This window comes from Pseudomonas yamanorum (assembly GCF_900105735.1).
GTDB classification, from domain to species: domain Bacteria; phylum Pseudomonadota; class Gammaproteobacteria; order Pseudomonadales; family Pseudomonadaceae; genus Aquipseudomonas; species Aquipseudomonas yamanorum.
Genome location: NZ_LT629793.1, coordinates 1,296,048 through 1,309,527, shown reverse-complemented (window position 1 = coordinate 1,309,527; position 13,480 = coordinate 1,296,048). Strand labels below are relative to the sequence as shown.

The 13,480-nt window shown below is 61.8% G+C and carries 8 protein-coding genes; 4 read left to right on the top strand and 4 right to left on the bottom strand.

Features of this window, described 5'->3' with window-relative positions:
• Nucleotides 1–80: 80 nt before the first annotated feature.
• The 3 genes from ngg to mnmC form a co-directional block, all read right to left on the bottom strand.
• Nucleotides 81–1,826: an N-acetylglutaminylglutamine synthetase gene (gene ngg, locus BLU46_RS06390; protein WP_093199988.1), complete on the bottom strand. Its 1,746-nt coding sequence runs from the start codon at nt 1,824–1,826 to the stop codon at nt 81–83.
• Between the two features lie 3 nt (nt 1,827–1,829).
• Nucleotides 1,830–3,602: an N-acetylglutaminylglutamine amidotransferase gene (locus tag BLU46_RS06385; RefSeq protein ID WP_063031962.1), complete on the bottom strand. Its 1,773-nt coding sequence runs from the start codon at nt 3,600–3,602 to the stop codon at nt 1,830–1,832.
• A gap of 154 nt (nt 3,603–3,756) precedes the next feature.
• Nucleotides 3,757–5,745, bottom strand: a complete 1,989-nt coding sequence (gene mnmC, locus BLU46_RS06380; RefSeq protein WP_093199985.1) for a bifunctional tRNA (5-methylaminomethyl-2-thiouridine)(34)-methyltransferase MnmD/FAD-dependent 5-carboxymethylaminomethyl-2-thiouridine(34) oxidoreductase MnmC — start codon at nt 5,743–5,745, stop codon at nt 3,757–3,759.
• 154 nt (nt 5,746–5,899) lie between these two features.
• Here mnmC and pap point away from each other — a divergent pair, with 154 nt between their 5' ends.
• The 4 genes from pap to BLU46_RS06350 all read left to right on the top strand — a co-directional run bounded on the left by pap (nt 5,900) and on the right by BLU46_RS06350 (nt 12,025).
• The gene (pap, locus tag BLU46_RS06375; protein ID WP_093199980.1) at nt 5,900–7,417 is read left to right on the top strand and encodes a polyphosphate:AMP phosphotransferase; all 1,518 of its coding nucleotides are present in this window, start codon (nt 5,900–5,902) and stop codon (nt 7,415–7,417) included.
• Between the two features lie 102 nt (nt 7,418–7,519).
• Nucleotides 7,520–8,704, top strand: coding sequence for a thiolase family protein (locus BLU46_RS06370; protein ID WP_093199977.1), 1,185 nt, complete (start codon nt 7,520–7,522; stop codon nt 8,702–8,704).
• A gap of 169 nt (nt 8,705–8,873) precedes the next feature.
• Complete coding sequence (locus BLU46_RS06365; protein WP_081253266.1) at nt 8,874–10,181, top strand: IS4 family transposase; 1,308 nt, start codon at nt 8,874–8,876, stop codon at nt 10,179–10,181.
• An 887-nt stretch (nt 10,182–11,068) separates the two neighbouring features.
• Nucleotides 11,069–12,025 carry a DMT family transporter gene (locus BLU46_RS06350; RefSeq protein ID WP_093199973.1) on the top strand — a complete coding sequence of 319 codons (957 nt, stop codon included), beginning with the start codon at nt 11,069–11,071 and terminating at the stop codon, nt 12,023–12,025.
• Here the strand turns inward: BLU46_RS06350 and BLU46_RS06345 are convergent.
• Entirely contained in the window at nt 12,022–13,410 is a 1,389-nt protein-coding gene (locus tag BLU46_RS06345) for a class II fumarate hydratase (RefSeq protein WP_063031950.1), read from the bottom strand. The two genes, BLU46_RS06350 and BLU46_RS06345, sit on opposite strands and share 4 nt — an antisense overlap.
• Nucleotides 13,411–13,480: the final 70 nt, after the last annotated feature.

The window sequence follows — 13,480 nt, the reverse complement described above, 5'->3', positions numbered from 1 at the left end:
AGCCCGCTCCCACATTTGGAATGCATTCCACTGTGGGAGCGGGCTTGCTCGCGAAAGCGCCAGTCAAGGCAACACCTTTCTCAAGCCGTCGGCTGGCTATGGGGAAACAGCAGGTCCACGAACTTTTCAGCCGTCGGCTGCGGTTCATGGTTGGCCAGCCCGGCCCGTTCGTTGGCTTCGATAAAGACGTAGTCCGGTTGGCCGGCGGCCGGCACCATCAGGTCCAGGCCCACCATGGGAATGTCCAGGGCCCGGGCGGCGCGCACGGCGGCGTCCACCAGGGTCGGGTGGAGGATGGCGGTCACGTCTTCCAGGCAACCACCGGTGTGAAGGTTGGCGGTACGCCGCACCGCTAGGCGTTCGCCACGGGGCAGGATGCTGCTGTAGTCGTACCCGGCAGCGTGCAGGGTGCGTTGGGTTTCGTGGTCCAGGGGGATTTTGCTTTCGCCATCGGTGGCGGCCTGGCGCCGGCGGCTCTGGGCCTCGATCAACGCGCCGATGGAGTGCTGGCCATCGCCGGTGACTTCCGCCGGGCGGCGAATGGCAGCAGCGACTACTTCAAAACCGATCACCAGAATCCGCAGGTCGAGGCCTTCGTGGAAGCTTTCCAGCAGCACACGCGAGTCGAACTGGCGTGCAGCTTCAATCGCTTTCTGCACGTCCTCGATCGTCTGCAAATCCACCGCCACACCCTGGCCTTGCTCACCGTCCAGCGGCTTGACCACGACGCGCTGGTGCTCGTCGAGAAACTCCAGGTTGTCATCGGCACTGCCGGCCAATTGCTGGGCCGGAAGGTTCAGGCCGGCGGCCTTGAACACCTTGTGGGTCAGGCTCTTGTCCTGGCACAAAGTCATGCTGATGGCGCTGGTCAGGTCGCTCAATGACTCGCGGCAGCGCACCCGGCGGCCACCATGGCTCAGGGTAAACAGCCCAGCATCGGCATCGTCCACCTGCACATCGATCCCGCGCCGATGAGCTTCCTCAACGATGATCCGCGCATAGGGATTGAACTCCGCCTGCGGGCCGGGGCCGAGGAACAGCGGCTGGTTGATCCCGTTCTTGCGCTTGATAGCGAAGGTGGTCAGCGCCCGAAAGCCGAGTTTGGCGTAGAGACTTTTTGCCTGGCGGTTGTCGTGCAGCACTGACAGGTCAAGGTAGCTCAGGCCACGGCTCATGAAGTGTTCGATCAAGTGGCGCACCAACACTTCACCCACACCGGGGCGGGTGCATTGCGGGTCCACCGCCAGGCACCAGAGGCTGCAACCGTTCTCCGGGTCGTGGAAGGCTTTCTGGTGGTTCAGGCCCATCACGCTGCCGATCACCGCGCCGCTGTCTTCGTCCTCGGCCAGCCAATACACCGGACCGCCTTGATGACGTGGAGTCAGCAGCGCCGGGTCCACCGGCAACATGCCGCGCCCCTGGTACAGCTGGTTCACCGCCTGCCAGTCTGCCTCGCTCTGCACCCGGCGAATCCGAAACCCGCGAAACACACGGGTCGCGGGACGATAGTCGGTGAACCACAGGCGCAAGGTGTCGGACGGGTCGAGAAACAACTGCTGGGGATCAATCCCGAGGATCTGCTGTGGCGCCGCCACATACAGCGCGATATCCCGCTCGCCGGGCTGCTCGTTGAGCAACTCCAGGGCCAGGCTCGCGGGGTCCGGAAAAGTGTGGCCGATCAACAGCCGACCCCAACCGCAATGCACGGCAATCGGCGTGGGGTCCAGTTCGCTGCCGTCTTCGGCGAAGCGGGCTTGCAGGCGCTCGTAGGAGGGCGCCTGGCCCCGCAGCAAGCGTTGGCTGTAAGCCGTGGCATGAGGTTTCATGAATCAGATTCCTTGTTCGCTGAGCCACAGGTTCAGCGCCGCCAGTTGCCACAGCTTGGAGCCGCGCAACGGGGTCAATTGGCCTTGGGGATCGGTGAGCAGGCGGTCGAGCATGGCCGGGTTGAACAGGCCGCGATCCTGGCTTGGGTCCAGCAACAGGTCGCGCACCCAGCTCAAGGTATCGCCCTGCAAATGCTTGAGGCCGGGCACCGGGAAATAACCTTTCTTGCGGTCGATGACTTCGCTCGGGATCACCCGGCGCGCGGCTTCCTTGAGCACTTGCTTGCCGCCGTCCGGCAGTTTGAATTTACCCGGCACGCGGGCCGACAGTTCCACCAGGCGGTAGTCGAGAAACGGCGTGCGCGCTTCCAGGCCCCAGGCCATGGTCATGTTGTCGACGCGCTTGACCGGGTCATCTACCAGCATCACGGTGCTGTCCAGGCGCAGGGCTTTGTCCACCGCCGCATCCGCGCCGGGCTGGGCGAAATGCTCGCGAACGAAGTCACCGGCGGCGTCATTCGCGGTCAGCCATTTCGGCGCGACAGTGGCGGCGTAGTCGTCGTAGCTGCGGTCGAAGAACGCATCGCGGTAGGCGGCATACGGGTCGCTGGCGCCGTCCACTTGCGGGTACCAGTGGTAACCGGCGAACAGTTCATCGGCGCCCTGGCCGCTCTGCACCACCTTGCAGTGCTTGGCGACTTCCCGGGACAGCAGGTAGAAGGCGATGCAGTCATGGCTGACCATCGGCTCGCTCATGGCGCGGAACGCGGCCGGCAATTGCTCGATGATTTCGCTTTCGGCGATGCGCAGTTGATGGTGCCGGGTGCCGTAATGCTTGGCGATCAAGTCCGAATATTGGAACTCGTCGCCGCGCTCGCCACCGGCGTCTTCAAAGCCGATGGAGAAGGTCGACAGGTCCTGCACGCCGACTTCCCGCAACAGGCCCACCAGCATGCTGGAGTCGACACCGCCGGAAAGCAGCACGCCCACGTCCACTGCCGCCCGCTGACGAATCGCCACGGCTTCGCGGGTGCTGTCGAGCACACGGTCGGTCCAGTCTTCGAGCGTCAGGTTGGCTTCATCGGCGTGAGGGCCGTAGGGCAGGGTCCACCAGGTTTTCTGTTCAGTCTTGCCGTCGGCGTCGATGCGCATCCACGACGCAGGCGGCAGTTTTTCAATGCCCGCCAGCAAGGTGCGCGGCGCAGGCACCACGGCGTGGAAATTCAGGTAGTGATTGAGGGCCACCGGATCGAGGATCGGGTTGATATCGCCACCCTTGAGCAGCGCCGGCAATGCCGAAGCAAAACGCAGGCGCTGGCCGGTGCGCGACAGGTACAGCGGCTTCACGCCGAGGCGGTCACGGGCGATAAACAGGCGCTTAGCATCGCGCTCCCAGATGGCGAAGGCGAACATCCCGTTGAGCTTGGGCAGCAAGGCTTCGCCCCAGGCGTGGTAGCCCTTGAGCAGCACTTCGGTGTCGCCACCGGAATAGAAGGCGTAGCCCAGGGCTTCCAGCTCTTCACGCAATTCCGGGAAGTTATAGATCGCGCCGTTGAACGCCAGGGACAGGCCCAGTTGGGCGTCGACCATCGGTTGGGCGGAGCCGTCCGACAGGTCCATGATTTTCAGGCGTCGATGGCCCAGGGCAATCGGCCCTTGAGCATGGAAGCCCCACGCGTCAGGACCGCGTGGCGCCAAGTGATGGGTGATTCGTTCCACCGCTGCCAGGTCGGCAGGTTGGTGATCGAAACGTAACTCTCCAGCTAATCCGCACATAAATTCCTTACCGGTTTTTCCGTTGGGGAGGGATAGAAATGCAGCCCGCCAAAACGGCGGGTACCCAGAGACTGACCCGGGTAAATTGTGGGAGTTTTAGAACAATACGTTATAAGGCAATGAGCCTTGACGGGCTGGGGGCCCGTCTTGGCCCTCAGGATTTGCTTGGGTTACCGCGAATCAGCGCCCGAAGCGCGAACCGATTGGGGTGACAGGCTTCGCTGACACTGCGCGGCAGCGGCAGCGGCTCATTGTCGAGCCAGGCGGCCAGCAGCTCTGCGCAGAGGGGCGCGGTGACCAAGCCGCGTGAGCCATGGCCACTGTTGATATACAGGCCGTGCAACCAGGGGCATGGTGCATCCGGGACGTGCCGGGCGTCTTTGCTGAGGGCGGCGTAGGTCTGATCAAACATCTCGCGTTCCGCCAGCGGCCCGACGATCGGCAAGTAGTCCGGGCTGGTGCAGCGGAACGCGGCGCGGCCTTCGAGCTGTTCGGGTACCAGGCTGTCGGCGCCCAGGCGTTGCAGCAGGTCGGGGGAGATTTCCCGCAGCATCTCGAGGTTGCCCACGTGCTCGGCCACCGTGGGCGTAAGGTCGTCGCTCTTGAAGTCAAAGCTGGCGCCGAGGGTGTGCTCGCCCAGGCGTGGCGGGGCGACGTAACCCTCGGCGCACACCACCGTGGCCAACGCCTGGCTTTGCGCTGTTTGCGGCAGCCGGGTGATTTGCCCGCGGATGCGTTTGAGGGGGAGGTCAGCGCTGAAGGAAAACCGCTTGATCTCGGCGGCACCGGCCAGCACTACCACGCTGGCCTGTGCCAGAACCGTATCGCCCTGCAGCGCCTGCCACTCACCGTCGACCTGCTTGAGCTCCAGGGCGTCGTGGTGCTGGAGCACTTCGATCAGCGGGTGCCTGGCTTGCCACTGGCACAGCGCGGGCGGGTGTACCCAGCCGCCCTCGGGGAAGAACAAGCCCCCTTGCTCCAGGGTTATTCCGGCACGCGCCTGGGCCTGCTCTTTATCCAGCAGGTGCAACAGGTCCGGGGCAAAAGCGCTGGCCAGCTGTGCCTGGCGCTCGGCTTCCTTGGCATTGAAGGCCAGTTGCAGCACGCCGCAGCCATCCCAGTCCAGGCCACGTTGCAGGTGTTCCAGCAGGCGCCGCGTGTGGCCGAAACCGCTGAGAATCAATTGCGACAGTGCCGTGCCGTGGGCTGAAAGCTTGAGGTACAACACCCCTTGCGGGTTACCGGAGGCTTCCTGTGCGAGCGCTGCGTGGCGTTCCAGCAAGCTGACCCGCCAGCCCCGTGCCGCCAGGCTGGCGGCCGTGGCGCAACCGGCCAGGCCACCGCCGATGACGAGCGCATGGCGTTCACCAGCAACAGCAGGCGGGCGCGCAAACCAGGGTCTTGCCGAGGCAGGCGCGGGCGTTTCAGTGGGCCAGCCGAGAAACTCACCCCGCAGGATTTCCCACTTGTGGCCGATGCCCGGGGTGCGCTTCATCTTGAACCCGGCCCCATTGATCAGCCGGCGCACCCAGCCGGTGCTGGTGAAGGTGCTGATGGTCGAGCCCGGCGCCGCCAGCCGTGCCAGTTCGGCGAACAGCTCGGCAGTCCACATGTCCGGGTTTTTGGCCGGGGCGAAACCGTCGAGGAACCAGGCGTCGACCTGAGCGTCCAGCTGTGGCAATTGCTCCAGGGCATCGCCGATCAACAGGGTCAGGGTGACGCGACCGTTATCCAGCACCAGCCGCTGGAAGCCCTGATGGATCGCGATGTACTGCGCCAGCAGTTGCTCGGCGAACGGTGCAAGTTCCGGCCAGAGGGCGAGGGCGCGTTGCAGGTCGGCGTGGCTCAGCGGGTACTTTTCCACGCTGACAAAATGCAGGCGCGCACCCGGCACCGCGTGCTGTTCGAACAGTTGCCAGACGCACAAAAAATTCAACCCGGTGCCAAAGCCGGTCTCACCAATCACCAAGCGCCCACCCACCGGCAGCGCAGCAAAGCGTTCCTGCAAACGGTTCTGTTCAAGGAACACGTAGCGGGTTTCTTCAAGGCCCGACTTGTCGGAGAAGTACACGTCGTCGAACACCCGCGAGTGCGGGCGACCTTGGTCATCCCAGTCGAGCTGGGCGTGGGATACGGGGTTCATGGGCGGCTCATAAAATACGGCAGGCAAAGACAAGGCGGCCATTCTAGCTGATCAACAGGGGTGTCATTGATCCATGACAACCGGGTGTGGAATTTCCTCCGGCGTTGCACCGTCCAATCCGCTAGTCTTGCCTCATTCTGGAACGGAGCCGCCCATGTTCGAATCTGCCGAAATCGGTCACGCCATCGACAAAGACACCTACGACGCCGAAGTGCCGGCCTTACGCGAAGCCCTGCTGGAAGTGCAGTACGAACTGCAGCAGCAGAAGCGCTTCCCGGTGATCATCCTGATCAATGGCATCGAAGGCGCCGGCAAGGGCGAAACCGTCAAGTTGCTGAATGAATGGATGGACCCGCGCCTGATCGAAGTACGCACCTTCGACCAGCAGACCGACGAAGAACTGGCCCGCCCGCCGGCTTGGCGCTATTGGCGCCAGCTGCCGGCGAAAGGCCGCATGGGGATCTTTTTTGGCAACTGGTACAGCCAGATGCTGCAGAGTCGCGTGCATGGCGAGATCAAGGACGCGCGGCTCGACCAGGCCATCGCCGGTGCCGAGCGCCTGGAAAAGATGCTGTGTGACGAAGGCGCGCTGATCTTCAAGTTCTGGTTTCACCTGTCCAAAAAGCAGATGAAATCCCGGCTCAAAGCCTTGCAGGATGACCCGCTGCACAGCTGGCGCATCAGCCCGCTGGACTGGCAGCAGTCAAAGACCTACGACAAGTTTGTGCATTTCGGTGAGCGGATCCTGCGCCGCACCAGCCGTGACTATGCGCCGTGGTACGTGATCGAGGGGGTCGATGCACACTACCGCGGGCTGACCGTCGGCAAGATCCTGCTCGAAGGCCTGCAAAACGCCTTGAAAGTGCCCAAGGGTAAAGTCAGCGGCATGAACCCGGCGCCGCTGCCGTCGGCGGTTGACCAGATGAGCTTGCTGAACAGCCTGGACATGAGCCTGAGCCTTGAAAAGGACGATTACGAAGAACAACTGATTACCGAACAGGCGCGGTTCTCCGGGCTGATGCGCGACAAGCGCATGCGCAAACACGCGTTGGTGACGGTATTTGAAGGCAACGACGCGGCAGGCAAGGGCGGTGCTATCCGCCGCGTGGCGGCAGCCCTCGATCCCCGGCAGTACCACATCGTACCGATTGCCGCGCCCAGCGAAGACGAACGCGCCCAGCCTTACTTGTGGCGTTTCTGGCAGAAAATTCCGGCGCGGGGCATGTTCACCGTGTTCGACCGCTCCTGGTACGGCCGGGTGCTGGTGGAACGCATCGAAGGCTTCTGCACGCCGACGGACTGGATGCGCGCCTACGGCGAGATCAACGACTTTGAAGAGCAACTGCGGGATGCCGGGGTGATCGTGGTCAAGTTCTGGCTGGCGATCGACAAGCAGACGCAGCTGGAGCGGTTCCAGGCCCGCGAGGAAATCCCGTTCAAACGCTTCAAGATCACCGAGGATGACTGGCGCAATCGCGACAAGTGGGACGACTACCGGGCGGCGGTGGGCGACATGGTGGACCGCACCAGCACCGAGATTGCCCCGTGGACGCTGGTCGAGGCGAATGACAAGCGCTGGGCGCGGGTGAAGGTGTTGCGCACCATCAACCGGGCGCTGGAGGAAGCGTTCGACAAGACAGACAAGCATGACAAGAAGGGCAAGAAGAAGTAGCGCCATGCTTTTGCATACGCGGGATGAATGATTGTCGCGGTTGAAGAGGGCGGGATCTATGCTCGATCCATCTCTCAACAACCCCAACAATAGAGGTAGCCCATGCGTGAAGTAGTGATCGTCGACAGCGTGCGAACCGGCCTGGCCAAGTCCTTTCGCGGCAAGTTCAACCAGACCCGTCCCGATGACATGGCTGCCCATTGCGTCAACGCGCTGCTGACCCGCAACGGCATCGACCCGGCCACGGTCGAGGATTGCATCGTCGGTGCCGGCTCCAACGAAGGTGCCCAGGGCTACAACATCGGCCGCAATGTGGCGGTGTTGTCGCAGCTGGGCACCGGTACGGCGGGGATGACCCTTAACCGTTTCTGTTCCTCGGGCTTGCAGGCGATTGCCATTGCGGCCAACCAGATTGCGTCCGGTTGCAGCGACATCATCGTGGCCGGCGGGGTTGAGTCCATCAGCTTGACCATGAAAAGCGTGAACACCGATAACCTGATCAATCCGTTGCTCAAGGAGCAGGTGCCGGGTATTTATTTCCCTATGGGGCAGACCGCTGAAATCGTTGCGCGGCGGTATCACATGAGTCGTGAAGAGCAGGATTTGTATGCGCTGCAAAGCCAGCAGCGTACGGCTCAGGCCCAGGCTGACGGGTTGTTTGATGATGAAATCGTGCCGATGGCGGTGAAGTATAAGGTCGAGGACAAGAACTCCGGCGCGGTGCAGGTGTTGGATGGGGTGGTGGACCGTGATGACTGCAATCGTCCCGATACGACCTTGGCCAGTCTTGCGGGGTTGAAGCCGGTGTTTGCCGAGGATGGGTCGGTGACGGCGGGGAATTCGTCGCAGTTGTCTGATGGGGCTTCCATGACACTGGTGATGAGCCTGGAGAAGGCCCTGGAATTGGGGCTGAAGCCGAAGGCGTTTTTCCGTGGGTTTACGGTGGCGGGTTGTGAGCCGGATGAGATGGGGATTGGGCCGGTGTTTTCGGTGCCCAAGTTGCTCAAGGCTCGCGGGCTGGCGGTGGCGGATATTGATTTGTGGGAGCTGAATGAGGCGTTTGCTTCGCAGTGTCTGTATGCGCGTAATCGGCTGGAAATTGATAACGCCAAGTACAACGTCAACGGTGGGTCGATTTCCATCGGGCATCCGTTTGGGATGACGGGGTCGCGGCAGGTGGGGCATTTGGTACGTGAGTTGCAGCGGCGGAAGTTGCGTTACGGCATCGTTACCATGTGTGTTGGGGGGGGGATGGGGGCTACTGGGTTGTTTGAGGCGGTGCGGTAGGTTGGGGGGGCATATCCGTTATTTAGGTAACGGCGGCTTATGGTTTCGCTCTTACAGCCATCCCTTTCAAGGTCTTGGTTTAAAATCCCCTAACCAATCCAGTCAGGACGACGAAACTATGTGGGAAAAGGTTTTAGAACGGTTTGAAAAACAGGCTCCGGCCAGCGTCATGACCAAGTTGATATTAGAGCAGGCAGTAGATGCCGCTTGGGTTGACAAGGTGTTCGATGATCACCGCCAACGGCAGTACTCACGTGAGCTTTTGTTTTCAACCGTTGTTGAGCTGATGTCCCTTGTTTCATTGGGCTTGAGGCCGTCGTTGCACGCGGCGGCGCGCAAGATGGAGGGCCTTTCGGTCAGTGTTTCGGCACTCTATGACAAGATCAAGCGAACCGAACCCGAGCTGCTTCGCGCCCTCATTTCGGGCAGTGCCGAACGTTTGATACCAACCGTCGAAACGCTCGGCCATTCATCGATCCTGCCCGGCTGGCAGTTGCGTATTGTGGATGGCAACCACTTGCCGGCCACTGAAAAACGTCTAGGCGCTCTGCGCAATGAGCGCGGCGCAGCGCGCCCAGGATTTTCAGTAGTTGCCTACGATCCGGATCTGGATTTAGTCGTTGATCTTCAGCCGTGGGAAGATGCCTACGCCAGTGAGCGAGTCAGTGTTTTACCGCTGCTGGCCCGCGCATGCGCGGGCCAGTTGTGGATGGCTGACCGGCTCTATTGCACGCTGCCCATCCTGCAAGCCTGCGAGGACACGGGGGCTTCGTTCATCGTTCGCCAACCCAGCAAGCATCCACGCCTGGTCCAGGAAAGTGAGTGGCAAGACTCAGGGACGGTCGATAGCGGAACCGTTCGCGAACAAATCATCGAAGTGAAGGGTGGCCGCCGCTGGCGACGTGTTGAGTTGAGCCTGCAAACGGCGAATGACTCAGGTGATTTGGTGATGTGGTTCTGGAGCAATTTGCCCGACACCATCGGTGCCCGGCAGATAGCCGATTTATACCGTCATCGCTGGAGTATCGAAGGAATGTTTCAGCGCCTTGAGTCGGTACTGGACAGTGAAATTACAGGCCTTGGCAGCCCGAAAGCCGCGCTATTGGGCTTTGCCTCGGCGGTCCTGGCTTACAACGTTTTGTCGGTTCTCAAGCGTAGCGTTGAGCAGGCGCACCGCGAAACGCAGCCAGAGGGTTGGCAGGTTTCGATTTTCCATTTGGCGGTGCATGTTCGCAGTGATTATCAAGGCTTGCAGATCGCATTGCCTGCGGAAAATTTCCCTCTTGAAAAGACTCCGCAAGGGCTGGCAGAGCGATTGCTGGCCCTGGCAAGGATGATCAAACCTAAGTCCGTAGCAAAAAGCCCTCGTGGCCCCAAAGTAGCCAAGCCCAAGGAGTGGCTGGAAGGTAAGGCAGCACGGGCGCATGTCTCAACAGCTAGGGTGCTTAAGGCGGCCAAGTCGGATAAACGTACTTAAACATGGCCTTAAACGGACTTTTAAACGCAGACCTTGAAAGGGATGGCTCTTACAGCGACTCACTTTGGAAAAGCCCCAAAGTAAGCAAAGGGCTCTGCCCCGCCTGTCGGCACCTCGCTTAGGCTCGGTGTTCCCTCACTCCGGCATTGCTCCGCGGGCCGCCGCGACGGGCCATCCATGGCCCGGCGCGGCTAAACCGGCGTCCTGCCGGTTTACCCGCTCCGCACTGCCTGCGTTCGGCCTCGGGCTTATTGGGGCAGTCAGATCAAAATCAAAAGCAGATCAAAAGCAGAGCACAGCGGCCTCCCGGCCGGCTTGAGTGTTAAAAGCAGAGGCAAGATCCAGAGCGAAAGCCAAATCTGAAGCGGATGCAGCTCTGCTTTTCTGTGGGAGCTGGCTTGCCTGCGATGCGGACACCTCGGTTTTTCAGATACACCGAGGCGATGCCATCGCAGGCAAGCCAGCTCCCACATTTGACCGTGCCCGCTTTAGCTTTTGATTTGGCTTTTGCTTCATCACACTCAAGCCGGCCGGTAGGCCGCTGTGCTCTTGATCTGCTTTTGATCTTAGGCGCCCCGTTAAACCACGCTGGCCGAACGCAGGCTTTGGAGCGTGGGTAACCTGGCAGGACGCCAGGTTAGCCGTCCTGGGCCAGGGATGGCCCATGACGGCGGCCCACGGTCCAAAGCCGGAGTGAGGGCACACCGAGCCTAGGCGAGGTGCCGAGTGGTGGGGCAAGAGCCTTTTGGTTACTTTTGGGCTCCTTTCAAAAGTGACCCGCTGTAAGAGCGGAACCAATACAAGCCATCACCCAAAAAACGGATATACACCCACCCCCCGCGTCCCCCTAGAATGCACCTCCTCCACCTCAGGCATTCGGGGCATTCATGCACATCTCATCAGGCCGTTGGGTCTACGGTTTATCCCTGGCCCTGCTGACCGCGCTGCTCTGGGGCATTCTGCCGATCAAACTCAAACAAGTCTTGCAGGTGATGGACCCCGTCACCGTCACCTGGTTTCGCTTGGTGGTCTCCGGCAGTTGCCTGTTCGTCTACCTCGCGGCAGTCAGACGCCTGCCCAGTTGGCGCTCCCTTGGCGCCAAAGGCGGCTGGCTGGTAGCAATCGCCGTGTGCGGCCTCATGGGCAACTACGTGCTCTACCTCGTGGGCCTGAAACTGCTAAGCCCCGGCACCGCGCAATTGGTGGTGCAGGTGGGCCCGATCTTCCTGATGATCGCCAGCGTCTTCGTGTTCAAGGAACGCTTCAGCTTCGGCCAGGGCGTGGGCCTGCTGGTGCTGATCACCGGCTTCGGCCTGTTCTTCAACCAACGCCTGACCGAACTGCTGACCTCCCTGGGCAGCTACACCGCCGGTGTACTGACGATCCTCCTGGCCACCACCATCTGGACCTTCTACGCCCTGGGCCAGAAGCAGTTGTTGACCGTGTGGAATTCGTTGCAGGTGATGATGGTGATCTACCTGTGCTGTGCGCTCTTGCTGACGCCATGGGCGCACCCGATGGAAGCGCTGCAACTGAGCCCGCTACAAGGCTGGCTGCTGCTGGCCTGCTGCTTCAATACGCTGATTGCCTACGGCGCATTCGCCGAAGCCCTGGCCCACTGGGAAGCCTCGCGCGTCAGTGCCACCCTGGCGCTGACGCCATTGGTGACCTTCATCGCGGTGGCTGTGGCCGCGTGGATGTGGCCCGAGTATGTGCACGCCGAAGACATCAACGCCCTCGGCTACGGCGGGGCCGTGCTGGTGGTGCTGGGTTCCGCAACTGTGGCGTTGGCCCCGTCGTTGTTCGCCGGGCTCAGGGCCCGGCGTGCACGATTGGTGTCTTAGTGACCGGCTTCCAGCATGTTTTCCGGACGCACCCACTGGTCGAACTCTTCATCCGTGAGATAGCCCAGCTCGAGCGCCGCTTCCCGTAGGGTCAGCCCTTCGGCATAGGCCTTCTTGGCGATCTCGGCGGACTTGTCGTAGCCAATGTGCGGGTTCAGCGCAGTCACCAGCATCAGGCCACGCTCAAGGTGCGCGGCCATTTGTTCGGCGTCGGGTTCGAGGCCGGCGATGCAGTGCTCCTGAAAGTTGCTGCAACCGTCAGCCAGCAGGCGGATCGACTCCAGCAGGTTGTGGATGATCACCGGCTTGTACACGTTCAACTGCAAATGGCCCTGGCTGGCGGCGAAACCGATGGTCACGTCGTTGCCCAGCACCTGGCAGGCCAGCATCGACAGCGCTTCGCACTGGGTCGGGTTGACCTTGCCGGGCATGATCGAGCTGCCCGGTTCATTCGCCGGCAACTTCACTTCCGCGAGCCCGGCACGCGGGCCGGAGCCCAGCAGGCGCAGGTCGTTGGCGATTTTCATCAGCGCCACGGCCAGGGTTTTCAGTGCGCCGTGCAAGGTGGTCAACGGCTCATGGCCGGACAATGCGGCAAATTTGTTCGGCGCGGTGACAAACGGCAGGCCTGACAGCGCGGCCAATTCCGAGGCAATCGCCTCGCCAAAACCGTGGGGTGAATTGAGTCCGGTGCCGACGGCAGTACCGCCCTGGGCCAGCTCACACACGGCGGGAAGGGCACTGCGGATGGCCCGTTCGGCGTAATCCAGTTGCGCTATGAATGCCGAGACTTCCTGGCCGAAGGTGATCGGCGTGGCGTCCATCATGTGGGTGCGGCCGGTTTTCACCAGCTTCATGTGGCGCGCCGACAACTCTGCCAAACCGCCGGACAGTTCACGGATGGCTGGCAACAGCTTCTCAGTGACCGCCTGCACGGCGGCGATGCTCATGGCGGTGGGGAAGCAGTCGTTGGAGCTCTGGGAGCGGTTCACGTGATCATTGGGGTGAACCGGGCTCTTGCCGCCACGGGGTTTGCCCGCCAGCTCGTTGGCACGGCCGGCGATCACTTCGTTGGCGTTCATGTTGCTCTGGGTGCCGCTGCCGGTCTGCCACACCACCAAGGGGAACTGGTCGTCGTGTTCGCCGGCGAGCACTTCGTCGGCGGCCTGTTCGATCAGCCGAGCGATGTCGGCGGGCAGGTCGCCATTGCGGTCGTTGACCCGGGCCGCAGCTTTCTTGATCAGGGCCAAGGCGTGCAACACAGCCAAGGGCATGCGCTGGTCGCCGATGGCGAAGTTCACCAGCGAGCGTTGGGTCTGCGCACCCCAGTAAGCGTCATCCGGGACTTGCACTTCTCCCAGGCTGTCGGTTTCGATACGGCTCATCGGGCACACTCCTTCAGGTTCGTTTGCGCAGTTTAGGCTGTGATCGTCCGGTGGGGTTCCCTTAAAAGAC

Bases quoted from the DNA above. Each gene is read 5' to 3' on its own strand.
- ngg (WP_093199988.1), bottom strand. From the start codon at position 1,826: ATGAAACCTCATGCCACGGCTTACAGCCAACGCTTGCTGCGGGGCCAG.
- BLU46_RS06385 (WP_063031962.1), bottom strand. From the start codon at position 3,602: ATGTGCGGATTAGCTGGAGAGTTACGTTTCGATCACCAACCTGCCGAC.
- mnmC (WP_093199985.1), bottom strand. From the start codon at position 5,745: ATGAACCCCGTATCCCACGCCCAGCTCGACTGGGATGACCAAGGTCGC.
- pap (WP_093199980.1), top strand. From the start codon at position 5,900: ATGTTCGAATCTGCCGAAATCGGTCACGCCATCGACAAAGACACCTAC.
- BLU46_RS06370 (WP_093199977.1), top strand. From the start codon at position 7,520: ATGCGTGAAGTAGTGATCGTCGACAGCGTGCGAACCGGCCTGGCCAAG.
- BLU46_RS06365 (WP_081253266.1), top strand. From the start codon at position 8,874: ATGACCAAGTTGATATTAGAGCAGGCAGTAGATGCCGCTTGGGTTGAC.
- BLU46_RS06350 (WP_093199973.1), top strand. From the start codon at position 11,069: ATGCACATCTCATCAGGCCGTTGGGTCTACGGTTTATCCCTGGCCCTG.
- BLU46_RS06345 (WP_063031950.1), bottom strand. From the start codon at position 13,410: ATGAGCCGTATCGAAACCGACAGCCTGGGAGAAGTGCAAGTCCCGGAT.